Below are 26776 nucleotides of genomic sequence, written 5' to 3' on the forward strand. Positions count from 1 at the left end.
GCCAGACCGCTTGACCGGCGTGCCAAGCGCCAGTCTGGCCCGCGTTTTATAATGCGCACCAGGCATCAGCTGCATCACGCAAAAAATTAATCGAGGCACGAATACAATGGCACTTCTGCAAATTTCCGAACCAGGCATGTCGACCGCGCCGCACCAGCACCGCCTGGCCGTCGGCATCGATCTGGGCACCACCAATTCCCTGGTCGCCACTGTCCGCAACAGCATCCCCGAGGTGCTCAACGACGAAGACGGGCGCTCGCTGCTGCCCTCCGTCGTGCGCTACCTGCCGAACGGCCATGCGAACATCGGCTACAAGGCCTTGTCTGCGCAAACCACCGACCCGAAGAACACCATCGTTTCCGTCAAGCGCTTCATGGGCCGCGGCCTGGCCGACATCGCCTACGCGGAAAACCTGCCCTACGATTTCCAGGATACGCCTGGCATGGTGCAGCTGAAAACCGTGGCCGGCGTGAAAAGCCCCGTCGAAGTGTCGGCACAAATCCTCGCCACCCTGCGCCAGCGCGCGGAAGACTCGCTGGGCGACGACCTGGTGGGCGCCGTCATTACCGTGCCGGCGTATTTCGACGATGCGCAGCGCCAGGCCACGAAAGATGCGGCCCAGCTGGCCGGCATCAACGTGCTGCGCCTGCTGAGCGAGCCGACGGCCGCCGCCATCGCGTACGGCCTCGACAACGCTTCCGAAGGCGTGTACGCCGTGTATGACCTCGGCGGCGGCACCTTCGACATCTCGATCCTGAAACTGAGCAAGGGCGTGTTCGAAGTGCTGTCCACGGGCGGGGACTCGGCCCTGGGCGGCGACGATTTCGACCGCCGCCTGTTCTGCTGGATCAGCGAACACGCCAAGCTGGCGCCCCTGTCGGACGAAGACACGGCCATCCTGATGGTGAAAGCGCGCGAGATCAAGGAATTGCTGTCGACCAAGTCGGAAACGATGATCGACGCGGCCCTGAATTCGGGTGAAGAGATTCACCTGCGCATCACGGCCGAGGAATTTGTCAAGATGACGGCGCACCTGGTCGCCAAGACCATGAACGCCATCAAGAAAGCCTTGCGCGACGCGAACGTGGATGCGGACGACGTCGACGGCGTGGTGATGGTGGGCGGCGCCACGCGCATGCCGCACGTGCAGCGCGCCGTGAGCGAATTCTTCCACACCACGCCGCACGCGAATATCGACCCGGACAAGGTGGTGGCGCTGGGCGCGGCCATCCAGGCGAACTTGCTGGCTGGCAACCGTGCCGCCGGCGACGACTGGCTGCTGCTGGACGTGATCCCGCTGTCCCTGGGCATCGAAACCATGGGCGGCCTGGTGGAAAAGATCATCCCCCGCAATTCGACCATCCCGTGCGCGCGCGCGCAGGAATTCACGACCTTCAAGGATGGCCAGACGGCCCTGGCCGTGCACGTGCTGCAGGGCGAGCGCGAGCTGGTCAGCGATTGCCGTTCGCTGGCGCGCTTCGAGCTGCGCGGCATTCCGCCGATGGTGGCGGGCGCCGCGCGCATCCGCATCACCTACCAGGTCGATGCGGACGGCTTGCTGTCCGTCTCGGCGCGCGAGCTGCGCTCGGGCGTGGAAGCGTCGATCAGCGTCAAGCCCGCCTACGGCCTGGGCGACGACGACATCGCGCGCATGCTGCAGGATTCGTACACGTCGGCCGACGTCGACATGGTGGCGCGCGCGCTGCGCGAAGAGCAGGTGGAAGCGGAACGCATTCTGCTGGCCACGCAGTCGGCGCTGGACGAAGACGGCGCCTTGCTCGATGCGGACGAACGCGCGGCCGTCGACGGCCTGATGAACAAGGTGCGCGACGCCATCGTGCAGTCGCAAAGCGGCGCCATCGACCACCAGGCCCTGAAGCTGGCGATCGAGGCATTGGCCGACGGCACCGAGGATTTCGCCTCGCGCCGCATGGACCGCAGCGTGCGCACGGCCTTGACCGGCAAATCGCTCGACCAGGTCGTTTAACAAAAATTGAACAGCGCGCCGCTGATGCCGCGGCCGCGCTCCGAATGACAGACTGAAAGAAGAAACCATGCCACAAATCGTTATCCTGCCGCACGCCAAGCTTTGCCCGGACGGCGCCGTCATCGAAGCACCGGCCGGCAAGTCCATCTGCGACATCCTGCTGGAAAACGACATCGACATCGAGCACGCCTGCGAAAAATCGTGCGCCTGCACCACCTGCCACGTGCTGGTACGCGAAGGCATCGAATCCCTGAACGAAGCGACGGAACTGGAAGAAGACATGCTGGACAAGGCCTGGGGCCTGGAAGCCGTGTCGCGCCTGTCGTGCCAGTCCATCGTGGCCGAGGCCGACCTCGTCGTCGAAATCCCGAAATACACGATCAATCAGGTCAGCGAAGGCAGCCACTAACATGAAATGGTCCGACATCAACGCGATTGCCGAGGCTTTGTACGACACGCATCCGGACATCGATCCCCTGACCGTGCGTTTCACCGACCTGCATAACTGGGTGGTGGAACTGGACGGCTTCGACGATGACCACACGCGCGGCGGCGAAAAAGTGCTCGAAGCGATACAGATGGCGTGGATCGATGAAGCGCGCTAAGGGCGCGGCGCCTGCCGCCGCGGCTTCAGTGCCGAAAGACATCATCACCGCCGCCAGCAACATGCCCGAGATCAAGGATGGCCAGTCGGTCGCCTTGCTGCAGGAATTGCACATCCTGACGCGCGACGGCAAGATGAACCAGGACAGCCGCCGCAAGCTCAAGCAGGTGTACCACCTGACGCAGTTCATCGAACCGCTGCTGCGCGAAGTGCAGCTGGACCACCCGGGCGTGTCCCTGGTCGATCACGGGGCCGGCAAGTCCTACCTGGGTTTCATCCTGTACGACCTGTTCTTCAAGAACGGCAGCGACGGTTCGCACATCTACGGCATCGAGACGCGCGAAGAGCTGGTGCAGCGTTCGCAGGAATTGGCAAAAAAATTCAACTTCCCCGGCATGTCGTTCTTGCCCCTGTCCGTGGCCGAATCGACGGAATCGAACTTGTTGCCGAAACAGATCGACATCGTCACGGCCTTGCACGCGTGCAACACGGCCACCGATGACGCCATCCATTTCGCCTTGAAGAAGAAGGCGAAATTCATGGTGCTGGTGCCATGTTGCCAGGCGGAAGTGGCATCCGTGCTGAAGAAGAACAAGGGCAAGAGCCTGGGCAAGAATGTCTTGACGGAACTGTGGCGCCACCCGCTGCACACGCGCGAGTTCGGCAGCCAGATCACCAACGTGCTGCGTTGCCTGCAGCTGGAAGCGCATGGCTACCAGGTCAGCGTGACGGAACTGGTGGGATGGGAGCATTCGATGAAGAATGAACTGATCATCGCCAGCTACAAGAACCTGCCGCGCCAGCGTCCGACGGAACGCCTGCAGGAAGTGCTGCAGACCCTGGGCCTGGAAGAGATGGGCCACCGCTTCTTTGCCGAGGAACTGGCGAAGGCGCAAGCCTGATTGTTGGCTTACGCGGCAAGCCGCTAATCCGACCTACCGGATGCACCGCGTAGGTCGGATTAGCGCTCTGCGCGTAATCCGACAATCAGCAGCGTAATTCGACAGTCATCGGCGCAAGTCGTAAAAGGGGAGGAGCGGGTCGGTTACAATACCGGCTTTCTCCTCCCTTGCTTTTTGCGCCTCCCCATGACCACACCACACGAAATGCCCACCGTCCGCCTGGCCAAGCGCCTGTCCGAAGACGTGCCTTGTTCGCGCCGCGAGGCCGAGCTATATATCGAGGGCGGCTGGGTAACGGTCGATGGCGTGCTGGTGGAAGAGTCGGGCGCGCGCGTGGCGGACAACCAGGAAGTGGTGCTGTTGCCGAACGCGACCCTCGACGAAATGCCGCCCGTGACGATTTTGCTGCACAAGCCGGCCGGCATCAACGGCGGCGTGGGCAGCGAAGGCAAGCCGGCCCTGAGCTGCTTGCGTCCCGAAGACATTTTCACGCCTGAGAACGTGGCGCCCAGCTCCGTCACGCGTTTCCTGAAACGCCACCTGATCGGCCTGACCATCACCAATCCGCTCGAGACCATGGCCTCCGGCCTGCTCGTGTTTACGCAGGATTTCCGCGTGGCCCGCAAGCTGGTCGACGAAGCGAAAACGGTGGAGCAGGAATTCATCGTCGAAGTGGCGGGCGCCATCATGGACAACGGCCTGGCGCTGCTCAATCACGGCTTGCCCTTCAATGGCAAGCCTTTGCCACCGATCAAGGTCAGCTGGCAGAATGAAACGCGTCTGCGTTTCGCCCTGAAAAACGTGCAGCCGGGCCAGATCGCCCACATGTGCAAGATGGTGGGCCTGGAAGTCGTCGGCATGAAGCGTCTGCGCATCGGCCGTATTTCGATGGGCGCCATGCCGTCAGGGCAGTGGCGCTATCTGCAAGGCTACGAACGCTTCTAAAGCTGCGGCGCCGTGATGGCGTGGCTTTCTGCAAAGCTTTTCCATAGCCGTTCGGCAATATTCAAGGCGATGGTATCGGCCTTCTCTTGCAGGGCCGCATTGCCCATGCTTTCCGTCGTGGCAAAAAATAGCGTCAGCCAGCGGCGGAACATGCAGGGCGTGAGGTGTTCCATTTGCGCGTGCTGGGCCAGCGGCTTGCCGTGGTAGCGCATGGTGCCGCGCAGCAAGCCTGACCAGAAATCGACCAGTGTGGCCAGGTGGGCATCCCAATCCTTGACCTCGGCGGCAAAGATGGGGCCCAGCATGGCGTCGTCGCGCGCGGCTGCATAGAAGGTGTGGACGAGCAGCTTGACTTCGTCTTCGCTGCAGACTTCCGCGCGGTATGGGGCGAAACGTGTGTGGGGGAGGGGGGCGGTATTGTTCATGGCATGCCATGATCGCAGAGCCCCAGTGGCGCTTCAATGACCCAGGTCAAGCCGCATAAAAACTCAGGCGGCGACTTTCTTCGGCTTCTTGGCGGGCGCCGGCAATTGCACGATCTGCGTGCCCACCAGCTTGTCGTGCAGGAATTGTCCATTGCCCGTGAACAGGGCCGAGGCCGACCAGGCCAGGATGCCCACGCCGATGGCGCCCAGGGCCGTCCAGTGCTGCAGGTCGAAGACATACGCGGCCACCAGCGCCGGCAGCAGCCACATCCAGGACAGCACGTAGCGGCAGGCGGCCACGCGCAGCGGTACGTGGGCGTGGCCCGGCAGCACCAGTTGCAGGCGCCACGTCTTCATCGCCAGGGTTTGCCCTTCGCGGCTCCATTGGTGGATGAAATACGCGCCCATGACGAGGAAGGCCAGGCATTGGCGCATGTGTTCCGTCAACGGCGTATGCGCGCCTTGCACGGCCAGTTCGAACAGCAAGAAGGGCAGGAACAGCACGGCCACGGCCAGCAGCGATTCGTACACCATGGAAATCAGGCGGCGCTTGATCGTGGGATGGGTGATGCTGGCGGCAGGCGTGCTATTTGACATTGGTCGGCAGTGGGGCAGGCGTGGTCGGTGGCGTGACGGGCACGGTGGCGGGAGCCGCGGCAGGATCGGCGACGGGCACGCTTGCTGCTGCGGGAACGGGCGGCAGGGCCGGTGCAGGCGCAGCAGCGACGGGCGCTGCCGGCGTGGCAGGCAGCAGGATCGGGGCCGGTTTGCTCGTATTCGAATTGATCGCAGGCACTTTTTCCAGCGGCTTCTTCGGCACGAGTTCCGTCGCCAGCTTTTTCTTTTGATCTTCCGGCAATTGCTGGTATTGCTCCCATTGCGCGGTCTTTTGACCAGGATCAATTTTTTTCGTGCGCGCATAGTTTTCGCGCACGAGACGGCGTTGCTCCGGCGTCAGCTTGATCCATTCGCGCATGCGTTCATGCACGCGGGTTTGCTCGTCCGGCGTCATGGAGGCAAAGCGGTTGGCGATATCGAGCCATTTCTGCTTGCGCAGCGCTTCGAGCTTGTTCCATTCGCCCGCCAGCGGCTGCAGGGCTTCCTGCTGCGCGCGCGACAGCTTGTTCCAGGACGGGTTGTCGCTGGCCTTGGGCGGCGTGCCGCCCTTGCCGGACGTGCGGGGCGAGCCGGGTTTGACGGCCGGGGCCGGCGCCACGGCTGCTGCGGGCGTGGCCGCCACGGGGGCGGCGGCAGGCGGGGCCTGGTGCTGGCCCATCCAGGCGGCGCCAGCCAGGGCGCAGGCGCCCAGGCCGATGCCGCCGGCCAGCCAGCCTTTGCGTACGCTCAAGCGTGCCATGCTTATTGCTCGCGTTTCGTCAGATAGGCATTGAAGCCATGGTCCATATAGGCGGAGAGCGGCAATTCATCCGACAGCACGGCGGCGTCGATTTCTGCCAGTTCGGCAATATGTTGTTCTTGCTCAAACTGATAGATGCCCACCATGCCGCCGACCAGCAGCAGCAGGGGGATGACGACGCTCATGCGGCCCAGCCACGACAGCGGTTCGACAAACAGGCTGCTGGCCACGCCGGCGAACACGTTCTGGCGCACGGTGACGGCGGCGGGTGCGTCCGCCTTCTTGCGCGACAGGGCCAGCTTGCGTGCCGCTGCCAGGCGATCGGTGGCCGATGCGGGCAGGTCGTCGAGTTTTTCGTTCAGTGCATGGCGCACTTTGTAAGCGAAATTGAGATCGTCGGTGTTCATAATTTTATTCCCTTGGCTTTCAGCGATTCGGCGAGCGTGTGGGTAGCTCTAGAGCAATGTGTTTTCACGCTACCTTCGGAGCAACCCATCGCTTCCGCTGTTTCAGCCACATCCATGTCCTGCCAATAACGCATGAGGAAGGCTTCGCGTTGACGTGACGGCAGTTTTTGTACCTCTGCATCAATCAAATCAAGGATTTGCGCGCGTTCGACCTGGTCGGCCGACGATTCGGCGGCGCTGGAGCCCTGTTCCGATTCATAAGTGTCAAGTATATCAAAATCTTCATGCTCGTCGCCCGAGGGCTTCATGCCGGAAAACAGGCTGACCCAGGTGTTGCGAACTTTTTCGCGGCGGAAATAATCGAGTATGGTGTTCTGCAAGATGCGCTGGAATAACATCGGCAGTTCGGCGGCCGGCTTGTCGCCGTATTTCTCGGCCAGTTTGATCATGGCATCCTGCACGATGTCGAGTGCCGATTCTTCCTTGCGGACCGCGTAGGCGGCTTGCTTGAAAGCGCGCCGCTCGACATTTTCTAGAAAGTCGGATAATTCTTTGTCTGTTGCCATGCGGTATGGGGGATCTTAGCGGCTGCGGGTGCGGTGGGCGAAATGGGGGCGGGTATGCTTTTTGCAACCCCGTGCATGCTAGCAAAAAATGTGCGTTTCCGCAGAGTTTTTGCACGGCGTGCGCGCAAAAAGGCCATTCGGCTGACATTTTCCTTGACCATAATGGTGCGACGCGATACCGTATAGGACGCTTTGAACACCCCAAAGCCCTATGGTCAGGTCGCGACCGGCACACAAGGCCATCCGCGGCAAGACGCGCTTTCATTTGTAGGCAGTTTGTTCTAACCCGCGCCACAAGCGCGAGCGGTTCGTACAGGCGCCACAGAAACTCCGGCCAAACGAGTTGCGTTAAGCGTTGTTTTGTAAGGTATCTATGGGTGCCCAAAGAAATTGCGTGACCGCATGAAAAGGGAAGCAGGAGCACTGTCGCGCACAGCGAACTTCGTCAGGAAAGAACATCCGATCAATCTCCAATGGACCTTGAAAGGAATGTTTCATGAATACCGAAGCAGCAGCAGGACCAATTACGGGCGCAGAAATTGTCGTGCGCTGTCTGGCTGAAGAGGGCGTCGAGCACGTCTTTGGATATCCGGGCGGAGCCGTACTCTACATCTACGACGCCATCTTCCAGCAAAACAAATTCCAGCATATCCTGGTACGCCACGAGCAGGCCGCGATCCACGCCGCCGATGCCTATTCGCGCAGCTCGAACAAAGTCGGTGTCGCCATCGTCACGTCCGGTCCGGGCGTCACGAATGCCGTCACGGGCCTGTCGACCGCGTACATGGACTCGATTCCCATGGTGGTGATCTCCGGCCAGGTGCCGAGCCACGCCATCGGGCAGGATGCGTTCCAGGAATGCGACACGGTCGGCATCACGCGCCCCGTCGTCAAGCACAACTTCCTCGTCAAGGATGTCAAGGACCTGGCGGCCACGATCAAGAAAGCCTTCTTCATCGCCCGTACCGGCCGTCCGGGACCCGTGCTGGTCGATATCCCCAAGGATATCAGCATGCACAAATGCCATTTCGACTATCCGAAGGAAGTCGAGATGCGTTCCTACCGTCCCGTCGACAAGGGCCACTCGGGCCAGATCCGCAAGGCCGTGCAGCTGCTGCTGCAAGCCGAACGCCCGATGATCTACACGGGCGGCGGCGTGATCCTGGCGAACGCATCGGCCGAGCTGAACAAGCTGGTCGACCGCCTGGGCTTCCCGTGCACCAATACCTTGATGGGTCTGGGCGCCTACCGCGCCTCGAGCGAGCAGTTTGTCGGCATGCCCGGCATGCACGGCACTTACGAAGCGAACATGGCGATGCAGAATTGCGACGTGCTGATCGCCATCGGCGCCCGTTTCGATGACCGCGTGATCGGCAACCCGAAACATTTCGCCTCGCATCCGCGCAAGATCATCCACGTGGACATCGATCCCTCGTCGATTTCCAAGCGCGTCAAGGTCGATATTCCCATCGTCGGCAACGTCAAGGATGTGCTGATCGAATTCCTCGCGCAACTGGACGCGGCCGAAGCCAAGCCGAACGTCAATGCGCTGTCGAACTGGTGGAAGCAGATCGCCGAATGGCGTGGCCGCGAATGCCTGAAATACCCGACGTCCGACCTCGTCATCAAGCCGCAATCGGTGGTCGAGAAGGTGTTCGAGATCACCAAGGGCGACGCCTTCATCACGTCCGACGTGGGCCAGCACCAGATGTGGGCGGCTCAGTATTACCGCTTCGACAAGCCGCGCCGCTGGATCAATTCCGGCGGCCTGGGCACCATGGGTGTCGGCTTGCCGTACGCCATGGGCGTGCAGATGGCCAATCCGGACGCCACCGTTGCCTGCATCACGGGCGAAGGCTCGATCCAGATGTGCATCCAGGAGCTTGCCACGTGCAAGCAGTATCACCTGACGCCGAAGATCATCATGCTCAACAACCGTTTCCTCGGCATGGTGCGCCAGTGGCAGGAAATCGATTACGGTTCGCGCTATTCCGAGTCGTACATGGATTCGCTGCCCGACTTCGAGAAGCTGGCCGAGGCATATGGCCACGTGGGCATGAAAATTGAAAAACCGGGCGACGTCGACGGCGCCCTGAAAGAGGCGTTTGGCATGAAAGACAGGCTGGTATTCATGAACTTCATTACCGACCAGTCCGAAAACGTGTGGCCAATGGTGAAAGCCGGCAAGGGCCTGTCCGAAATGATGCTCGGCTCGGAGGATCTCTAATCATGCGCCATATTATTTCTGTCTTGCTGGAAAACGAAGCGGGCGCCCTGTCGCGCGTGGTGGGCCTGTTCTCGGCACGCGGTTACAACATCGAAACCTTGACCGTGGCGCCGACGGAAGACTCGACCCTGTCGCGCATGACCATCGTCACCAGCGGTTCGGACGACATCATCGAGCAGATCACCAAGCACTTGAACCGCCTGATCGAGGTGGTCAAGGTGGTGGACTTGACCGAAGGCCAGCATATCGAACGCGAGTTGATGCTGATCAAGGTCCGTGCCGTGGGCAAGGAGCGCGAGGAAATGAAGCGCACCGCCGATATCTTCCGTGGCCGCATCATCGATGTCACCGAAAAGACGTACACGATCGAACTGACCGGCAACAAGGTCAAGCTCGACGCGTTCATCGATTCGATCGACCGCGCCGCCATCCTGGAAACCGTCCGCACGGGCGGTTCCGGCATCGGCCGCGGCGAACGCATCCTCAAAGTATAAAAATATAAGCAGCTCTACGCGGCCCTGGCGCCGCATTTAAAACAACAACGCATCATCAAATTATAGGAAATACCATGAAAGTTTTTTACGACAAAGACGCTGACCTCTCCTTGATCAAAGGCAAAAACGTTGCCATCATCGGCTACGGTTCGCAAGGCCACGCGCACGCGCAAAACCTGAACGATTCGGGCGTCAACGTCACCGTCGGCCTGCGCAAGGGCGGCGCTTCGTGGACCAAGGTCGAGCAAGCGGGCCTGAAAGTAGCGGAAGTCAACGACGCCGTGAAAGCGGCCGACGTCATCATGATCTTGCTGCCGGATGAAAACATCGCCCAGGTCTACAACGAAAACATCGCCCCGTTCGCCAAGCAAGGCGCCGTACTGGCCTTCGCCCACGGCTTCAACGTGCATTACGGCCAAGTCGTGCCACGCGCCGACCTGGACGTGATCATGGTCGCGCCGAAAGCCCCGGGCCACACCGTGCGCGCCACCTACACCCAGGGCGGCGGCGTGCCCCACCTGATCGCCGTGTACCAGGACAAATCGGGCATCGCCCGCGATATCGCCCTGTCGTACGCATCGGCCAACGGCGGCGGCCGTGCCGGCATCATCGAAACGAACTTCCGTGAAGAAACCGAAACGGACTTGTTCGGCGAACAGGCCGTGCTGTGCGGCGGCGCCGTGGAACTGATCAAGGCCGGTTTCGAAACCCTGACGGAAGCGGGTTACGCACCGGAGATGGCGTACTTCGAGTGCTTGCACGAGCTGAAGCTGATCGTCGACCTGATCTATGAAGGCGGCATCGCCAACATGAACTACTCGATCTCGAACAACGCCGAATATGGCGAATACGTGACGGGCCCGAAAGTCGTGACCTCGGCCACCAAGGATGCAATGCGTCAATGCCTGAAAGACATTCAAACGGGCGAATACGCGAAGAGCTTCATCCTGGAAAACAAGGCAGGCGCACCGACCCTGATCTCGCGCCGTCGCCTGACGTCCGAGCACCAGATCGAAGAAGTGGGCGCCAAACTGCGCGCCATGATGCCTTGGATTGCCAAGAACAAAATGGTTGACCAGTCGAAAAACTAAACATTTTTTGCGGATTCACCATGAAAAGCCGGCGCAAGCCGGTTTTTTTTCGTCAGCGATGGCGGATGCTTCCCGCCTGCCGCGCATTGCTCCATGTTGACTTTTTTATCAATGAGGTGCGGCACTGGTTCCTGCCGGTGTTACCCTGAATGCTGCCGGTTTCGGCACCATCTTGATCAGGAGGCGCACGTGCACACGATAGCCCTGGCTTCGCTCCCAACTCGTCTGTTGGGCCTGTTTCTGACCACCGTTCTGACCTTGTTTGCCTTTGGTCACGCGCAGGCGGGCGTTCCCGCCTATCCCAAGAGCTTCAAGACCATGAATGTCGCCACGCCCGACGGCACGATCCACGTGCGCGTGGGCGGTTCCGGCCCGGCCGTGCTGTTGCTGCACGGCTTTGGCGATACGGGCGACATGTGGGCGCCGCTGGCGGCGGGGCTGGCTGGCGAGCACACGGTGGTGGCGCCCGACCTGCGCGGCATGGGCCTGTCTTCGCGTCCGGCGGGTGGCTATGACAAGCGCACGCAGGCGGCCGACATGCGTGCCGTGCTCGACAAGCTGGGCATCGACCGCGCCGACGTTGTCGGGCACGATATCGGCACGATGGTGGCATACGCGTATGCGGCCCGCTACCCGGACAAGACGGACCGACTGGTCGTCATGGATGCGCCCGTACCCGGCATTCCGCCGTGGGAACAGATCGTGCGCAGTCCGCAACTGTGGCACTTTTCGTTTGGCGGTCCCGATGCCGAACGCCTGGTGGCGGGGCGCGAGCGCATCTACCTGGACCGCTTCTGGAATGAATTTGCCGGCACGCCAGCCAAGATCGACGAGGAAACGCGGCGCCATTACGCCAAATTGTATGCGCGCAAGGGCGCCATGCATGCGGCCTTCGCGCAATTTCTGGCGATCCCGCAAGATGCCGAAGACAATCTGCGCTCGATGGCAAGCAAGCTGACCATGCCCGTGCTGGCGATCGGCGGCGCCAAGTCCTTCGGCGCCAACGAGGCCGTGGTCATGCGCAATGCCGCCACCAACGTCACTGAACTGGTGGTGCCCGATGCGGGCCACTGGCTGATGGAAGAGCAGCCGGCCGCGACGGTGGACGCCATTCAGGCTTTCCTGCGGCGCGGCAAATAAGGACGCTGCCCCGGTCCCCTGGAAACGGGTTTTCTTGCGGAAGCCCGGTTTTTCTTGTCCGCCCGCTTTTGCCCGCCTCCTGTCTTTTCATATTCCTATATAATCCCGCCCTTCCTTTGCAGTTTTACATGGACTGCATCTGTTTCGGTATCTGCCGACCGCAACGCGCATCACCGCTTTCGTAGCACGCCAGGCACTTTATTAATTGCCTGCGCAACCAGAAGGACCCCTATGACTGACCGCACTACCGCGGCAGTGCCCATTCCGGGCGCTGCAGAATCTTCCATTTCCGATCGCCTTCCCGTCCTGGCCTTGCTGGCCCTGGCCATGACGGCGTTTCTTGCCCTTCTGTCGGAAACCTTGCCGGCCGGCTTGCTGCCGCAGATTGCCCGGGACCTCGGCATTTCCGAGGTCATGACGGGCCAGCTGGTGACCGTCTACGCCATCGGCTCCATCCTGACGGCCATTCCCCTGACGGCCCTCACCAGCACTTGGCGCCGGCGCAATGTCTTGCTGCTGGCCATCGTCGGCTTCCTGATCTTCAATACGGCGACGGCCCTGGCACCCAACTACCTCGTCGCCCTGGTCTCGCGCTTCGTGACGGGCATGGCGGCCGGGCTGGCCTGGGGTCTGATGGCCGGTTATGCGCGCCGCATGGTGGGTGTCGAGCAGCAGGGCAGGGCGATGGCCATCGCCATGATCGGCACGCCGCTGGCCCTGTCCTTGGGCGTGCCCCTGGGCACCCTGATGGGCGGCATGCTGGGCTGGCGCAGCATCTTCGGCATCATGTCCGGCCTGGCCGTGGTGCTGGTCGCGTGGGTGTTGCTGGCCGTGCCCGATTATCCGGGGCAAAAGAACGGCGAACGCCTGAGCATACGCCAGGTGTTCATGACGCCGGGCGTGCGGCCGATTCTGGCGGTCATCGTCGCCTGGATGCTGGCGCATAACATTTTATATACGTATATCGCGCCATTCCTGGCGCCGTCGGGCTTGCGTCCCCGCGTCGACCTGGTGCTGCTCGTGTATGGCGTGGGCTCGCTGGCCGGCATCTGGCTGGTCAGCCAGCTGATCGACCGCTGGCTGCGCAAGCTCGTGCTCGGCTGCATCGCCGCGTTTGCCCTGGTGGTGGTGGCGCTGGGCCTGGCGATGGACGTGCCGGCCGTCATCTATATCAGCATGGCCATCTGGGGCGTCACCTTTGGCGGCGCCGGCACCTTGCTGCAGACGGCATCGGCTGATGCTGCCGGCGACGGCATGGACGTGGCGCAAGCCATGGTGGCCACCATCTGGAACGTGGCCATCGCGGGCGGCGGCCTGGCGGGCGGCATGCTGCTCGACGGCTATGGCGCGGCCTCGTTCCCGTGGGCCATGCTGGCCTTGCTGCTGGTGGCGCTGGCCATCGCCTGGCGCGCGCGCCGCCATAGTTTCAAGCCGGGCCGCCGCAGCGGCGGCGTGGTGGCGGGGCATTGATATCAATGTTATATAAAATAACGTTGTTATTTAAATGTGAGCAGATGTGACTGGCTGACGCATTTTGTGACGATTTGTTAATTTGCGCCACGGGAATGAATGAGGCGTTAGAATCTACACAGTTTGACAAGTTTCTCAAGCGCATGTGGCGCCGCAGTTCAGTACGGCTGCCGCTGCATGCCTTGTTGTCAGCCATTATTAACCACCTAGGAGTACCCTATGACCGTGATGAAATCCGTCCTTGTTGCCGCCGCTGCCACCGTTGCCTTGAGCGCACAAGCCCAATCCTTGCCGACCAACGGCACCCTGGTGGTCGTACCCGCATTTGGCGAAGTCAAGCATGTTAACGACCAGGTCGTCGCGACGCTGGCCGTGGAAGAACAGGACAAGGACAAGGCAGCCGCCGCGTCGCGCGTGAACCAGAAGATGAACAAGGGCATCGCCATCGTCAAGCAGGCCGATCCTTCTGCCGCGCTGAAATCGTATGGCTATTACACCTATCCCGTGTATCCGGAAGAGCGCCCATTGCCAGCCGGCGCCGTCGCCAAGCCACGCTTGCCTACGGCCTGGCGCGTGGGCCAGTACCTGGAAGTGACGACGGCCAACCTGGCTGCGCTGCCAAAAACCGTGTCCGCAGCGCAAGGCGTGCTGACCCTGAACGGCTTGAATTTCGGCCTGAAGCCGGAAACCATCCGCGTGCTGGATGACCAGCGCATCGCCGCCACGTATAAAAACCTGAACGAGCGCGTAGCCGCTATCGCCAAGGCCATGGGCCGCAACGTTTCCGACGCCGTGCTCGATACGGTGGACTTCGAAGGTTCGGGCAACTATGTCACCGAAAACCGTGCTGCCGCCGCACCGATGATGATGCGCAGTGCCAAGATGGCCGATGACAGCGCCGTTGCCGAACCTAGCTTCGAGCCAGGCGAAACGACCCTGGACATGCGCGTCGTCGGCAAGGTCAAGTTCAAGTAAGCAAGCGTTTGAGCTGCGTAAAGCGGTAGTTTTCCGCAGTAGATTGTTTGAAAAATCATGGGGCTTCTGGCCCCATGGTCGTTTTTGCCCCATTATTTTCCAGGAGAATACTATGACCGTCATGAAATCGTTGCTGGCTGCGGCCGTTGCTACCGTTGCCCTGGGCGCACAAGCCCAGGCCTTGCCCACTGCGGGCACCCTTGTGGTGGTGCCCGCGAATGGCGAAGTGGTGCATGCGAATGACCAGGTGACCGTCACCCTGGCCATCGAAGAGCAGGACAAGGACAAGGCCGCCGCCGCCTCGCGCGTGAACCAGAAGATGAACCAGGGCGTGGCCATCGTCAAGAAAGCCGATCCGCAAGCCGTGCTGAAGACCCAAGGCTACTACACGTATGCCGTGTACCCGGAAACGGCGCCCCTGCCGCCGGGTGTCGCGGCCAAGCCGCGCGTGCCGACCGGCTGGAGAGTGGGCCAGTATCTGCAGGTGACGACGACGAATCTGGCCGCCTTGCCGAAAACCGTGTCCGCGGCACAAGGCGTGCTGACCCTGAACCGCCTGAACTTCGGCCTGGCGCCCGCCACCATCCGCAAGCTCGACGACCAGCGCATCGCCGCCGCCTACAAGAACCTGAACGAGCGCGTGGCTGCGATTGCCGGCGCCATGGGCCGCAACGTCAATGACGCCGTGATCGACACCATCGATTTCGAAGGTTCGGGCAACTACGCGCAACGCGTCAACGTGGCCGGCGCACGCGCCATGAGCGCCGACTCCATGGGCTATGGCGGCAGCCAGGTGGCCGAACCGAGTTTCGAGCCGGGCGAAACGACCCTGAACATGGGACTGGTAGCGAAAATCAAGTTCAAGTAATCATGTGAATGGCCTTCAATGTTGCCAGGTTTGCTCCGCCGCGCTTTTCTTTGGCGGCGGCTCCTCTATAATGGCAACATCGGCAGGCGCATGGTGTAATGGCCGTGCACCCGTCATCTGGCACCGAATCCCCGGCAGTACACAAGATATGGAACAACATGGCAAACTTCCCCCGTCGTAGAGGCAAGAACGGCACCCCCGCAGCATCCAAAGCGTCCCGCTTCAGCAAATTCGTGCGCCAGCCGGTGACCGATGGCACTGGCAAGAAAACCTTGCGCCGCCGCGGCATCTACCTGTTGCCGAATGCCTTCACGACGGCAGCCCTGTTTTGCGGCTTCTACGCCATCGTCATGGCCATGAACCAGAAATTCGAACACGCGGCCTGGGCCATCTTCATCGCCATGATCCTCGACGGCCTCGACGGCCGCATCGCGCGCCTGACGAATACGCAGAGCGAATTCGGTGCCCAGTACGACAGCCTGTCCGACATGGTGTCGTTTGGCGCCGCGCCGGCGCTGGTGATCTATGAGTGGTCGCTGCGCGGCATGGGCAAGCTGGGCTGGCTGGCCGCCTTCGTGTATTGCGCCGGCGCCGCCCTGCGCCTGGCCCGCTTCAACACGAACATCCAGGTGGTCGACAAGCGCTTCTTCCAGGGCTTGCCCAGTCCGGCGGCGGCGGCCATGGTGGCCGGCTTCATCCTGCTGATGAACGACCTGGAATTTGCCGGCAACCAGCTGGCCTGGGTGTCGTGGACGATCGCCCTGTTCGCCGGCCTGACCATGGTCACCAACGTGCCGTTCTACAGTTTCAAGGATGTGAATTTCCGCAAGTCCGTGCCCTTCATCGTGGTATTCCTGCTGGCATTGTTCTTTGCGCTCATTTCCATCGACCCGCCGAAAGTGCTGTTCCCGATTTTCGTCGCCTATGGCCTGTCCGGCTACGCCGTGTTTTTCTGGCGCATGGCGAAGGGCAAGCCCGTCAGCATCATACAGACCGACCCCGAGCATTGATGCGCCGAGTCGGTAGCGCCGCCAGTCTTCAGCCAGCCAGGAGCAGCCATGAGCACCAGCAACCGACTCATCATTTTTGACACCACCTTGCGCGACGGCGAGCAATCGCCGGGCGCTTCCATGACGCGCGAGGAAAAGCTGCGCATCGCCAAGCAGCTCGAACGCATGAAGGTCGATGTGATCGAAGCGGGCTTCGCCGCTGCCTCGCAGGGCGATTTCGAGTCGATACGGGCAATTGCGGGCGCCGTGCGCGAGTCGACCATCTGTTCGCTGTCGCGCGCCAACGACCGCGACATCGCCCGCGCCGCCGAAGCACTGGCGCCGGCCGAGCGCAAGCGCATCCACACCTTTATTGCCACCTCGCCCCTGCACATGCAGATGAAGCTGCGCATGACGCCCGAGGAAGTCTTGTTGCAGGCGCAGAACGCCGTGCGCTTTGCCCGCCAATTCACGGCCGACATCGAATTCAGTCCCGAGGACGGCAGCCGCTCCGATGAGGATTTCCTGTGCCGCGTGCTGGAAGGCGTGATCGCCGAGGGCGCCACCACCATCAATTTTCCCGACACGGTGGGCTACGCCGTGCCTGAAATCTTCGGCAATACCATCAAGCGCCTGCGCGAACGCATACCGAATTCCGACAAAGCCATCTGGTCTGTCCATTGTCATAACGACCTGGGCCTGGCTGTGGCCAATTCGCTGGCCGGCGTCATGATAGGCGGCGCGCGGCAGATCGAGTGCACGGTCAACGGCCTGGGCGAGCGGGCCGGCAATACGGCGCTGGAAGAAGTGGTGATGGCGCTGCGCACGCGCGCCGCCTATTACAACCTGACGGTGGGCATCGACACGACGCAAATCGTGGCCGCGTCAAAAATGGTGTCGCAGATCACGGGCTTTGCCGTGCAGCCGAACAAGGCCGTCGTGGGCGCGAACGCCTTTGCGCACGCGTCCGGCATCCACCAGGACGGCATCTTGAAAGCGCGCGAAACATATGAAATCATGCGCGCCGAAGACGTGGGCTGGACGGCCAACAAGATCGTGCTGGGCAAATTATCGGGCCGCAATGCCTTCAAGCAGCGGCTGCACGAGCTGGGCATCGCGCTGGAATCGGAAGCGGACATCAACGCCGCCTTCATCCGCTTCAAGGAGCTGGCGGACCGCAAATCCGACATCTTTGATGAAGACATCATGGCCCTCGTCAGCGAGGAACAGCAGGCGCAGGAGAGTGAGCACTACCGTTTTATTTCGCTGACGCAGCAGTCGACGACGGGCGCCGTGCCCCGCGCCCGCGTGGAATTTCTCGTCGGCGGCAAGCAGCTGAGCTGCGAAGGGCAGGGCGACGGCCCCGTCGACGCCACCGTCAACGCCATCGAAAGCGCGGCCGCCAGCGGGGCGGAACTGGTCTTGTTCTCCGTCAATGCCATCAGCACGGGCACGCAGTCGCAGGGCGAAGTAACGATGCGCTTGTCGCGCGACGGACGCATCGTCAACGGCGTGGGCGCCGACCCGGACATCATCGTGGCGTCGGCCAAGGCGTATCTGTCGGCACTGAATAAACTGCATGCCAAGGATGAGCGCATCGATCCCCAGCCGTAAGTCGGGGGGCAGACCCGCCGGGTCTGCCCCCCGAATTTGATGCTCACCGTACCAGAGTGCGGTTGCGCTTCTTAGCCACCTCTCTCTTCCGCTCGCTACGGTATTATCAGGCGTTGTTGCACAGGTAATGAATCAGCGGAAAAAGCGCCGCTCTTCCTTGTCCGGGTCGGGCCCATTCATCATCATGCGCACGATGCCGTCGTGGTCGAAGTGCACATGCATCATGGAATCCCACACGCCCGATTCCTTGTAGCGGTAGGACCAGACGTACAGCTTGGGCAGCGGCAGATAGGATTTTTCCGTCGGGCGGCCCAGGGTGTGCAGCACGTCCTGCTGGGTCGACACGCCCACCTTGATGCGGGCAAAGCCCGGCGTGTCGAGCACTTGCTCATAGGAAATTAACTTGTCGTCGGGACCGAAGCGGGCCATATAGGTGTACTGGCCGTACGGTCCCGTTGCGTATTCCAGCTCCAGCCCCGTGGGCAACTGGTAGATGTTGGTCGGCCGGCCCAGGCGCGCTTCCACGGCGGCGCGCGGTTCGCCCGCCTGCGGCGGCGGGGCGTTCCAGCTGGCGCAGCCGGCCAGCGCGGCAAGCAGCAGCGGTGTTGCTAATTTGAGCAGCTTTTTCATGTTTGACCTCCTGAAATGCAGGAAAACCCTATCATGCACCGAGAAAAGCGCGCACGGCAGGATACAGGCGGGCATTTTTCCGATATACTTGCGCGTCTGGTTGGAAGCATCGGCCAGTATTTTAATAATCGTAGTTCACGGTGGATAGGGTTCAGACTCTGTGCACCGCATGTGAAAGGTTTATCATGACAGTAGAAAACATCAACAAAGCCGCTATCATCGCGGACAACGCACGTGGTCAAAACGACACCGGCTCCCCTGAAGTGCAAGTTGCACTGCTGACAGCTCGCATCAACGAACTGAACGGCCACTTCAAAGCCCACTCGAAAGATCACCACTCCCGCCGCGGCCTGATCATGATGGTCAACCGTCGTAAGAGCCTGTTGTCCTACCTGAAGGCTAAAGACGCTACCCGTTATCGCGACCTGATCGCTAAACTTGGTCTGCGCAAGTAATTTTTGCCGTACAAGGTTTATACAGAAATGCCTGCGCCAGTTCGCTGACGCGGGCATTTTGTCATTTGAATTCCGGATTTATATCCGTAAGTGAAGTATTCTCTTACCGATATCATGTTTTAGCAGCAATGTAGCAAAGGTGGTAACAAGTAAAGGCAGCATTTTTACGCCGCCTGTGGTGAGGTGAACGACAGCCCCTGAAAATCTGTCGGCAATTAGAAAAGGGATACCCCATGTTTAACAAAGTTACGAAAACCTTCCAGTACGGTCAACATCAAGTGACCCTGGAAACCGGCGAAATCGCACGTCAGGCATCCGGCGCAGTGCTGGTGTCGATCGAAGATACCGTCGTTCTGGCAACGGTGGTGGCACGCAAAGATGCCAAGCCAGGCCAGGATTTCTTCCCTTTGACGGTTGATTATGTCGAGAAAACCTATGCTGCCGGTAAAATCCCGGGCGGTTTTTTCAAGCGCGAAGGCCGTCCTTCCGAAAAAGAAACACTGACTTCCCGTCTGATCGACCGTCCTATCCGTCCGCTGTTCCCGGAAGGCTACCTGAATGAAGTGCAAGTCATCATTCACGTGCTGTCGGTCAACCCTGAAATCGATCCGGACATCGCCGCCATGATCGGCGCATCGGCTGCCCTGTGCGTATCGGGCGTGCCTTTCAACGGCCCGATCGGCGCTGCGCGCGTCGGTTACGCCAATGGCCAGTACATCCTGAACCCGACCGTCCAGCAACTGAAAACGTCGCAAATGGACCTGGTTGTCGCCGGTACCGAAACGGCCGTGCTGATGGTCGAATCGGAAGCGCAGCAACTGTCCGAAGAAATCATGCTGGGCGCCGTGGTCTTCGGCCACGACCAGATGAAAGTCGTCATCGACGCGATTCACGACCTGGTGCGTGACGGCGGCAAGCCGGAAGTGGAATGGGCGCCTGCGCCGAAAAACGAAGCACTGATCGCCCGCGTCGCGCATTTCGCCAACGCCAAGATCAACGATGCGTATCAAACCAAGGACAAGCAAGAGCGTACGGCCAAGCTGAAAGCAGCGACGTCGGAAGTGATCGCCGACCTGAGCGCTGAAGCAGCTGCTGCCGGCGGCGCAGCGATCGACAGCGCCGAAGTGAACAACATCCTGTTCGACATCGAAGCGAAAATCGTGCGTACGCAAATCCTGGACGGCGAGCCACGCATCGACGGCCGCGACACGCGCACCGTGCGTCCGATCTCGATCCGCACCAGCGTGCTGCCACGCACCCACGGTTCGGCCCTGTTCACGCGCGGCGAAACGCAAGCGCTGGTCGTTGCCACCCTGGGCACCGCCCGCGACAGCCAGAAGATCGACGCGCTGATGGGCGAGTTCACCGATTCGTTCATGCTGCATTACAACATGCCTCCGTTCGCCACCGGCGAAACGGGCCGTGTCGGTACGCCAAAACGCCGCGAAATCGGCCACGGCCGCCTGGCCAAGCGCGCGCTGATCGCCGCCCTGCCAGCCGCTGAAGAGTTCAGCTACTCGGTGCGCCTGGTATCGGAAATCACGGAATCGAACGGTTCGTCGTCGATGGCATCGGTGTGCGGCGGCTGCCTGGCACTGATGGACGCCGGCGTGCCGATGAAAGAACACGTGGCCGGTATCGCCATGGGCCTGATCAAGGAAGGCGGCAAGTTTGCCGTGCTGTCCGACATCCTGGGCGACGAAGATCACCTGGGCGACATGGACTTCAAGGTAGCCGGTACCCGCAACGGTATCACGGCGCTGCAGATGGACATCAAGATCATGGGCATCACCAAGGAAATCATGCAAGTGGCACTGGCGCAAGCCAAGGAAGGCCGCGAGCACATCCTGGGCGAAATGCAAAAAGCCATGCCGCACGTCAAAACCGAACTGTCCGATTTCGCACCGCGTCTGATCACCATCAAGATCAACCCGGAAAAAATCCGTGACGTGATCGGCAAGGGCGGCGCCGTGATCCGCGCGCTGACCGAAGAGACGGGCACCCAGATCGACATCAGCGACGAAGGCGTGGTCACCATCGCTTCCGTCGATGCTGCTGCCGGCCAGGAAGCCAAGCGCCGCATCGAAGAACTGACCGCTTCCGTCGAAGTGGGCAAGACCTACGAAGGCACCGTGCTGAAACTGCTGGACTTCGGCGCCATCGTGCAAGTCATGCCAGGCAAGGACGGCTTGCTGCACATCTCGCAGATCGCCAACGAGCGCGTCAACGCCGTGGCCGACTACCTGAAAGAAGGCCAGCTGGTCCGCGTAAAAGTGCTGGAAACGGACGACCGCGGCCGTCTGAAACTGTCGATGAAAGCTGCCGAAGGCAACGAAGCGCCAGCCGCTTAAGTTAGGCTAAATGCGGCTTCGGCCGCATGCTCAAAAACCGCCGGCGCGCAAGCCCTGGCGGTTTTTTATGCGCGGCGTTTGCGCTGCATCGAAGGCGAATGCTGGCCAGCGCGCCAGTCTGCGCCGGCCTTGATGCAGCTCGCGTTGGCGCGGTTTGCTCCTTGTAGATTCGGGATGGGATCTTCCCCTGAACGAGTCTTCCAAGGAGATGCAGCATGCGTACACTATGCGGGCTGGCCGCCGCCTTTCTGCTTGCCGTCGCGCCCGGTGTCCGGGCACAGCTGGACAACGCGCCCACGCCGGTGCCGCTGCCCATCCCCATTGCCGCCGCGTCCACGGCCATGCCGGCGCAGGATATCGACGCCTTGCGCGCCGTGCATGCGCGCGAAATCAATGACCTCAGCACTTTCAAGACGGCGGGCTTGCAGCGCGCAGCCATCGACCCCTACCTGGACAGCACGGCAGGGCAGCAGTTCCTGCGCGAATTGCGCGCGGCCGATCCTGCCGCCCCCGCCGAGACGATATATGCGCGGGCGGTCGAGCAGCTCGCTTCCGGCAGCACCTTGCCCGACGTGCAAGCCATGTCGGCCGCGCTGGTGAAAATCGTGCCCCATGGGCAGAGCGTGTCGCCGTATTCGCCGTACTTCACCACCAGCGCGCAGCTGCAGCTGGCCTCGGGCCAGTGCGCCAGCCTGGCCGACTGTTTCGGCTTGCCCTTGAAGAGCGAGGCGCCGCTGTATGATGTGTACCAGATCATGCCCAAGGGCACGGTGAACGTCTTCGTCAGCCAGGTGGCGCCCACGCAGGAGCTGGGCGGCCTGGTGCGGCGCAGGGGCGGGGCGCAACAGTATTTGCTACCGAACCGCAACTTGTGGTCGGCCCCCGTGCTGATCGGCACGATCAAGAATTGAGGAGAGATGATGGACCAGCTGCGCTTGCAGGCCCTTGCCGCCGAACTGGAACAGTTGCTGGCGCGCCTGGCGCCCGCCGATGGGGAAGTGGCCGGCCTGCGCAGCGCGCTGGCGCCGCTGCTGGCGCAGGCCGCTGCCGGCGCCTTGACCGCCCCTGTGGCCTGGGGCGACATCCCCGGCGGGCCTTATTTTACGGAAGGCGGCTTGCGCCGTTACCCCGAGCTGGAACAGGCATTTGCCCGTTTCCGCATCGCGGCGACGGGCGGCGAATCGGCGGCCCTGCGCAAGCTGCGCGGCGAGATATGATTAATATATGGTATCAATTGTTGTTTATGGGTAATTGAGAGTCAGTATTGCTTGACGACAAAATCTTATTCATCGACCATGGCGCATCCCTCCCGATTTTATCTTTTTTATTGGATGCACCATGTTGTCCTCTCTTAAGGCGCGGCTGATCGCCATCGCCGTTTCCATCGTCGTGCTGGCCATGCTGGCCGTCGCCATCGCCAATTTTTATACCACGCGCTCCAGCACCCTGGCCGCGCTCGACACGCAGATGCTGCAGTTGTCGCACAGCCACGCGCAAGCGATTGCCGAGTGGCTGCGTTCCAAGCAAGCCGTCGTGGGCTCGCTCAAGCAGGGTGCCACGGCGGCCGATCCGTTGCCGGCCCTGAAGGCGGCTGAGCAGGCCGGTACGTTTGACATGGCGTATATCGGCTTTGCCGACAAGCACGCCGTCTTTTCGCAGGAGCGCCAGCGCGCCGCCGACTACGATCCCACGGCGCGTCCCTGGTACAAGCTGGCGTCCGAAGCGGGCGGCCCCGTCATCACGGCGCCGTACATCGGCGCCAGCACGGGCAAGCTGGTGGTGACGTTTGCCGAGCCGCTGGGCGGCAAGGGCAGCGTGACGGGCGTGCTGGCGGCCGACGTGATGATGGATGCGGTGGTGCAGAACGTCGCCTCGATCAAGCCGACGGCGGCCAGCTACGCCTTCCTCGTCGATGGCGGCGGCAAGATCATCGCCCACCCGGACGGCAAGCTGACCCTGAAGCCGCTGGCCGAACTGGACCCGGGCTTGAGCGCGCAGGCGCTGGCCGATATCGAAAAGAGCGGCGATGGCGCCGCCATCCGCCTGGGCGAGCGCGACGGCATCTTGCATGTAAGTAAGGTGCCGGGCAGCGACTGGCTGCTCGCTACTGTGCTCGACCGTTCGGAAGCGACGCAGGCGCTGAGCTCCATGCTGCGCGCCTCGGCCTTGACGGCCTTGCTGGTGCTGGCCCTGGCCGCCACCGTATTGAGCGCGCTGGTGGCGCGCGCCTTGCGCCGCCTGGGACTGGTGCGCGATGCGATGGAAGCGATCGCCACGGGCGACGGCGACCTGACCAGCCGCCTCGATGCGGAAGGCGCGGATGAACTGGCGCAGATCGCCCAGGCGTTCAATTTGTTCGTGGAAAAGATCGCCACCGTGCTGGTACAGATCCGCAGCATCAGTACCCTGGTGCGCAGCGAATCGGCCGACATTGCCGCCGGCAACGCCGACCTGTCTTCGCGCACGGAAGCGCAGGCGGGGGCGCTGGAAGAAACGGCCAGCTCGATGGATGAGCTGACTTCGACCGTCAAGCAGAATGCGGAAAACGCGCATGCGGCCAACGAGCTGGCCGTGTCCGCCTCGGAAGTGGCGGCCAAGGGCGGCCGCGTGGTGCAGCAGGTGGTGGGCACCATGGCGGGCATCCAGGAAAGCTCGCGCAAGATCGTCGACATCATCGGCGTGATCGACGGCATCGCCTTCCAGACGAATATCCTGGCCTTGAACGCGGCCGTCGAGGCGGCGCGCGCGGGCGAACAGGGCAGGGGCTTTGCCGTGGTGGCATCCGAAGTGCGCAACCTGGCGCAGCGTTCGAGCCAGGCGGCCAAGGAAATCAAGGAGCTGATCGGCGACTCGGTGGAGAAGGTGGGCGCCGGCGGCAGGCTCGTCGATGAGGCGGGCCAGACCATGGACCAGGTGGTGGCGTCGGTGCAGCAATTGACGGCCATCATGAGCGAGATCACGGTGGCCAGCCGCGAACAGAGCGCCGGCATCGGCGAGATCAATACGGCCGTCACGCACATGGATACCATGACGCAGCAAAATGCCGCTCTCGTCGAGCAGGCGGCGGCTGCCGCGGAAAGCTTGCAGGAGCAGGCGGTGGACCTGGCGCAGGCCGTCGGCATGTTCCGCCTCGGCGATGCGGGCCCTGCCGCGGCGCCCGCGCCCGTGACGCGCCTCAAGGCCAAGCCGGCTGCGCCAGCGCCGCGCGCGCCGGCCCGCGTGCTGCCGCCGGCCAGGCCCGTCAAGGCGGCCAAGTCCGGCGCCGACGAGTGGGAAGAGTTTTAAGCGCCTGTAAGCGCGCAGCTGCAAATCGACGTTTATCCGCGTTTTTGTCAGGCCAGCCTGCCAAAAACGCAGTTCGTCGCAATCGGCGTGTCTGCCGGGGCCGGTATGGCTATAGTGACACCATACCGCAAGCCCACTGCCAGACACCCGAGGAGATTCAAATGAACGTCGCTAAAAACATGGAAGTCATCGCCGTTGCCGCCGCCATCCTGGTCAGCGCCAGCTGCTACGCCATCGCCCCGGCCGCCCCGGCCCTGCAAGTGGCCAGCACCACGGCCACCCTGGCCGCACCGGCGGGCAAAGCTGCCATGCAAGTGGTGGTAGTCAAGGCCAAGCGCCTGAGCGCCGCCGAAAAAGCCCGTTTCGCGTAATCGATTGTCAGCAGTTTTCTGCGCTGCTACAGTGTTGGCCAGTGGCAATGCGCGGACGTCCCGCGCGGACGCCACGACACATAAAAACAAGATACCGAGGATGCACTACATGAAAAAGACACTGCAACTGGCGCTGCTGTTCCTGGCGACACTGGGCCTGGTGCGCGGCGCGGCCGCCGAGACCCGCCTGCTGGAAATGCGCAACATCGACGCCCGCGTGGTGCGCGTCAAGCTCGATGGCGTGATGGAAGTGCGCATTCGCCAGGGCAACGTGCCTTCGCTGAGCATCACGGCCGACAAGCGCTACATCGCCGATGTCAGCACGGCGCAAAGCGGCGACACCCTGCATATCGAAACGGAAGTGCGCGGCATCAAGATCGGCCCTTCGTCGATACGCGCCGACCTGGTCTTGCCGAACTTGCGCGAGCTGAGCTCGGAAGGCTTTGGCAGCACGGACATCACGGGCTTCAAGGGCGAGGAACTGACCCTGTCGCTGGAAGGGGCGGGCAGCATCAAGCTGGTGGGCGACTACCGCAAGCTCAATGCCAGCCTGGGCGGCGTGGGCAGCATGCAGATCTGGATCGGCAACAATGAGCGCGCGGAACTGGACTTGCAGGGCGCTGGCTCGGTGGTGCTGGGCGGACGCGGGCGTCTGCTGAAGGCCAGCCTGGGCGGCCTGGGCAGTCTGAATGCGCAGCAATTCGAAGCCGATGCCGTCAACCTGGAATTGAGCGGCCTCGGTAATGCCACGGTGAATGCCCATACGAATGCCAAGCTGAACCTGAGCGGACTCGGTTCGGTGGTGGTGTACGGCAAGCCGGCCAACCGCGATGTCAGCGTCGAGGGCCTGGGCAAAGTGAGCTGGAAATAAGGATGTCCGTGCATGCCGCAAGGCGTGTTCCGATAACAGTACAGTCAGACCTCTTCCCATTCCGATGAAAAAACTGATCATTACATTACTCATGCTGTGCGTCATACAGCTACCCGCGCGGGCGGGCTTTGTCGAAGGCGCCAGCGCCTACAACAACAAGAATTACGCGCTAGCCTACAAGGAAATATTGCCCCTTGCTAAGGCCGGCAACGCCGACGCCCAGCATTTGCTGGGCCTGATGTATTACATGGGCCGGGGCTTGCCGCAGGATTACAAGCAAGCCATGTTCTGGCACCGCAAGGCGGCCGACCAGGGCAAGGCCGATGCCCAGTATGTGGTGGGCGCCATGTATTACACGGGCAATGCCGTGCTGCAGGATCACAAGCAAGCCGTGGGCTGGTTCCGCAAGGCGGCCGAGCAGAACCATGCAGAGGCGCAGCAGGTGCTGGGCCTGATGTATCGCTACCACATGGGCGGCGTGCAGCAGGACAACGTCATCGCCTACATGCTGTGGAACCTGGCGGCGGCAAATGGCAATGCGAATGCGGCCGACCAGCGCGCCGCTGTGGTGCGCAAGATGACGCCTGAGCAAGTCGAGGAGGGGCAGGCCCTGTCGGCGAAGTGGAAACCGGGCACGCCCTTGCCGCGCCAGTCGAAAACGGGCGCCGGCTAAGGCCGGGGGTGGCGTCGGCAGGCTCCTCGGGAGGGCGCCTGCAAGGCTGGGCGGCTTGGCGTACAATCGCCGTTTTGCC

General features: G+C 61.9%; 28 protein-coding genes. 22 read left to right on the forward strand and 6 right to left on the reverse strand.

All coding sequences use genetic code 11. The features are described 5' to 3' along the window. The first annotated feature begins 106 nt into the window (after nucleotides 1-106). From hscA to GCN75_RS14470, 5 genes are all read left to right on the forward strand, one after another. On the forward strand, nucleotides 107-1987 hold the full coding sequence (gene hscA / locus GCN75_RS14450; protein WP_152283133.1) for a Fe-S protein assembly chaperone HscA: 1881 nt from the start codon (nucleotides 107-109) through the stop codon (nucleotides 1985-1987). A gap of 67 nt (nucleotides 1988-2054) precedes the next feature. Beyond that, entirely contained in the window at nucleotides 2055-2396 is a 342-nt protein-coding gene (gene fdx, locus GCN75_RS14455; protein WP_034750070.1) for an ISC system 2Fe-2S type ferredoxin, read from the forward strand. A 1-nt stretch (nucleotide 2397) separates the two neighbouring features. Beyond that, nucleotides 2398-2592, forward strand: coding sequence for a Fe-S cluster assembly protein IscX (gene iscX / locus GCN75_RS14460; RefSeq protein WP_152283134.1), 195 nt, complete (start codon nucleotides 2398-2400; stop codon nucleotides 2590-2592). Next, nucleotides 2579-3493, forward strand: coding sequence for a class I SAM-dependent methyltransferase (locus GCN75_RS14465; protein ID WP_152283135.1), 915 nt, complete (start codon nucleotides 2579-2581; stop codon nucleotides 3491-3493). The genes iscX and GCN75_RS14465 overlap by 14 nt, the downstream gene beginning before the upstream one ends. Nucleotides 3494-3679: 186 nt before the next feature. Continuing rightward, a complete protein-coding gene (locus GCN75_RS14470; RefSeq protein ID WP_152283136.1) occupies nucleotides 3680-4438 on the forward strand; it encodes an rRNA pseudouridine synthase in 759 nt (252 codons plus the stop codon). Here GCN75_RS14470 and GCN75_RS14475 read toward each other — a convergent pair. The 5 genes from GCN75_RS14475 to GCN75_RS14495 all read right to left on the reverse strand — a co-directional run bounded on the left by GCN75_RS14475 (nucleotide 4435) and on the right by GCN75_RS14495 (nucleotide 7193). Further along, the gene (locus tag GCN75_RS14475) at nucleotides 4435-4863 is read right to left on the reverse strand and encodes a group III truncated hemoglobin (RefSeq protein ID WP_152283137.1); all 429 of its coding nucleotides are present in this window, start codon (nucleotides 4861-4863) and stop codon (nucleotides 4435-4437) included. The genes GCN75_RS14470 and GCN75_RS14475 overlap by 4 nt on opposite strands. 63 nt (nucleotides 4864-4926) lie before the next feature. Next, entirely contained in the window at nucleotides 4927-5460 is a 534-nt protein-coding gene (locus GCN75_RS14480) for an RDD family protein (protein WP_152283138.1), read from the reverse strand. Then, nucleotides 5450-6220, reverse strand: a complete 771-nt coding sequence (locus GCN75_RS14485; protein ID WP_152283139.1) for a DUF3106 domain-containing protein — start codon at nucleotides 6218-6220, stop codon at nucleotides 5450-5452. The genes GCN75_RS14480 and GCN75_RS14485 overlap by 11 nt, the downstream gene beginning before the upstream one ends. Before the next feature lie 2 nt (nucleotides 6221-6222). Next, on the reverse strand, nucleotides 6223-6627 hold the full coding sequence (locus GCN75_RS14490) for a DUF3619 family protein (RefSeq protein ID WP_152283140.1): 405 nt from the start codon (nucleotides 6625-6627) through the stop codon (nucleotides 6223-6225). Further along, nucleotides 6624-7193: an RNA polymerase sigma factor gene (locus tag GCN75_RS14495; RefSeq protein WP_034779551.1), complete on the reverse strand. Its 570-nt coding sequence runs from the start codon at nucleotides 7191-7193 to the stop codon at nucleotides 6624-6626. The genes GCN75_RS14490 and GCN75_RS14495 overlap by 4 nt, the downstream gene beginning before the upstream one ends. A gap of 496 nt (nucleotides 7194-7689) precedes the next feature. Between GCN75_RS14495 and GCN75_RS14500 the strand changes: the two genes are divergently transcribed. The 9 genes from GCN75_RS14500 to GCN75_RS14540 all read left to right on the forward strand — a co-directional run bounded on the left by GCN75_RS14500 (nucleotide 7690) and on the right by GCN75_RS14540 (nucleotide 18061). Beyond that, nucleotides 7690-9420 carry an acetolactate synthase 3 catalytic subunit gene (locus GCN75_RS14500; RefSeq protein WP_152283141.1) on the forward strand — a complete coding sequence of 577 codons (1731 nt, stop codon included), beginning with the start codon at nucleotides 7690-7692 and terminating at the stop codon, nucleotides 9418-9420. Nucleotides 9421-9422: 2 nt separating this feature from the next. Further along, complete coding sequence (ilvN, locus tag GCN75_RS14505) at nucleotides 9423-9914, forward strand: acetolactate synthase small subunit (protein WP_010399754.1); 492 nt, start codon at nucleotides 9423-9425, stop codon at nucleotides 9912-9914. Nucleotides 9915-9988: 74 nt separating this feature from the next. After that, the gene (ilvC, locus tag GCN75_RS14510; protein ID WP_034750044.1) at nucleotides 9989-11005 is read left to right on the forward strand and encodes a ketol-acid reductoisomerase; all 1017 of its coding nucleotides are present in this window, start codon (nucleotides 9989-9991) and stop codon (nucleotides 11003-11005) included. A 318-nt stretch (nucleotides 11006-11323) separates the two neighbouring features. Beyond that, nucleotides 11324-12145 carry an alpha/beta fold hydrolase gene (locus GCN75_RS14515; RefSeq protein WP_152283201.1) on the forward strand — a complete coding sequence of 274 codons (822 nt, stop codon included), beginning with the start codon at nucleotides 11324-11326 and terminating at the stop codon, nucleotides 12143-12145. A 231-nt stretch (nucleotides 12146-12376) separates the two neighbouring features. Beyond that, nucleotides 12377-13615 (forward strand): MFS transporter, encoded by a 1239-nt coding sequence (locus tag GCN75_RS14520; protein ID WP_152283142.1) that lies wholly within the window; start codon nucleotides 12377-12379, stop codon nucleotides 13613-13615. Between the two features lie 219 nt (nucleotides 13616-13834). Further along, complete coding sequence (locus GCN75_RS14525) at nucleotides 13835-14590, forward strand: SIMPL domain-containing protein (RefSeq protein WP_152283143.1); 756 nt, start codon at nucleotides 13835-13837, stop codon at nucleotides 14588-14590. A 112-nt stretch (nucleotides 14591-14702) separates the two neighbouring features. Beyond that, nucleotides 14703-15458 (forward strand): SIMPL domain-containing protein, encoded by a 756-nt coding sequence (locus GCN75_RS14530; RefSeq protein WP_152283144.1) that lies wholly within the window; start codon nucleotides 14703-14705, stop codon nucleotides 15456-15458. Nucleotides 15459-15616: 158 nt separating this feature from the next. Next, complete coding sequence (gene pssA, locus GCN75_RS14535) at nucleotides 15617-16468, forward strand: CDP-diacylglycerol--serine O-phosphatidyltransferase (RefSeq protein ID WP_152283145.1); 852 nt, start codon at nucleotides 15617-15619, stop codon at nucleotides 16466-16468. A 48-nt stretch (nucleotides 16469-16516) separates the two neighbouring features. Continuing rightward, nucleotides 16517-18061 (forward strand): 2-isopropylmalate synthase, encoded by a 1545-nt coding sequence (locus GCN75_RS14540; protein ID WP_152283146.1) that lies wholly within the window; start codon nucleotides 16517-16519, stop codon nucleotides 18059-18061. A 132-nt stretch (nucleotides 18062-18193) separates the two neighbouring features. Here GCN75_RS14540 and bamE read toward each other — a convergent pair whose 3' ends face one another. Continuing rightward, the gene (gene bamE / locus GCN75_RS14545; RefSeq protein ID WP_152283147.1) at nucleotides 18194-18691 is read right to left on the reverse strand and encodes an outer membrane protein assembly factor BamE domain-containing protein; all 498 of its coding nucleotides are present in this window, start codon (nucleotides 18689-18691) and stop codon (nucleotides 18194-18196) included. A 185-nt stretch (nucleotides 18692-18876) separates the two neighbouring features. Between bamE and rpsO the strand changes: the two genes are divergently transcribed. The 8 genes from rpsO (at nucleotide 18877) to GCN75_RS14585 (ending at nucleotide 26697) form a co-directional block, all read left to right on the forward strand. After that, a complete protein-coding gene (gene rpsO / locus GCN75_RS14550) occupies nucleotides 18877-19146 on the forward strand; it encodes a 30S ribosomal protein S15 (protein ID WP_010399743.1) in 270 nt (89 codons plus the stop codon). 233 nt (nucleotides 19147-19379) lie between these two features. Then, nucleotides 19380-21497: a polyribonucleotide nucleotidyltransferase gene (gene pnp, locus GCN75_RS14555; RefSeq protein WP_152283148.1), complete on the forward strand. Its 2118-nt coding sequence runs from the start codon at nucleotides 19380-19382 to the stop codon at nucleotides 21495-21497. Between the two features lie 215 nt (nucleotides 21498-21712). After that, nucleotides 21713-22408 carry a hypothetical protein gene (locus GCN75_RS14560; protein ID WP_152283149.1) on the forward strand — a complete coding sequence of 232 codons (696 nt, stop codon included), beginning with the start codon at nucleotides 21713-21715 and terminating at the stop codon, nucleotides 22406-22408. Between the two features lie 9 nt (nucleotides 22409-22417). Next, a complete protein-coding gene (locus GCN75_RS14565) occupies nucleotides 22418-22714 on the forward strand; it encodes a hypothetical protein (protein ID WP_226941398.1) in 297 nt (98 codons plus the stop codon). A 121-nt stretch (nucleotides 22715-22835) separates the two neighbouring features. After that, nucleotides 22836-24782: a methyl-accepting chemotaxis protein gene (locus GCN75_RS14570; RefSeq protein ID WP_193317515.1), complete on the forward strand. Its 1947-nt coding sequence runs from the start codon at nucleotides 22836-22838 to the stop codon at nucleotides 24780-24782. A 161-nt stretch (nucleotides 24783-24943) separates the two neighbouring features. Next, the gene (locus GCN75_RS14575; RefSeq protein WP_152283151.1) at nucleotides 24944-25153 is read left to right on the forward strand and encodes a hypothetical protein; all 210 of its coding nucleotides are present in this window, start codon (nucleotides 24944-24946) and stop codon (nucleotides 25151-25153) included. Nucleotides 25154-25262: 109 nt separating this feature from the next. Then, nucleotides 25263-26024 carry a GIN domain-containing protein gene (locus tag GCN75_RS14580; RefSeq protein ID WP_152283152.1) on the forward strand — a complete coding sequence of 254 codons (762 nt, stop codon included), beginning with the start codon at nucleotides 25263-25265 and terminating at the stop codon, nucleotides 26022-26024. 64 nt (nucleotides 26025-26088) lie between these two features. Beyond that, the gene (locus tag GCN75_RS14585) at nucleotides 26089-26697 is read left to right on the forward strand and encodes a tetratricopeptide repeat protein (RefSeq protein WP_152283153.1); all 609 of its coding nucleotides are present in this window, start codon (nucleotides 26089-26091) and stop codon (nucleotides 26695-26697) included. Nucleotides 26698-26776: the final 79 nt, after the last annotated feature.

The sequence above is a fragment of the Janthinobacterium violaceinigrum genome (genome assembly GCF_009208555.1).
In the GTDB taxonomy this organism is placed as follows: Bacteria; Pseudomonadota; Gammaproteobacteria; order Burkholderiales; family Burkholderiaceae_D; genus Janthinobacterium; species Janthinobacterium violaceinigrum.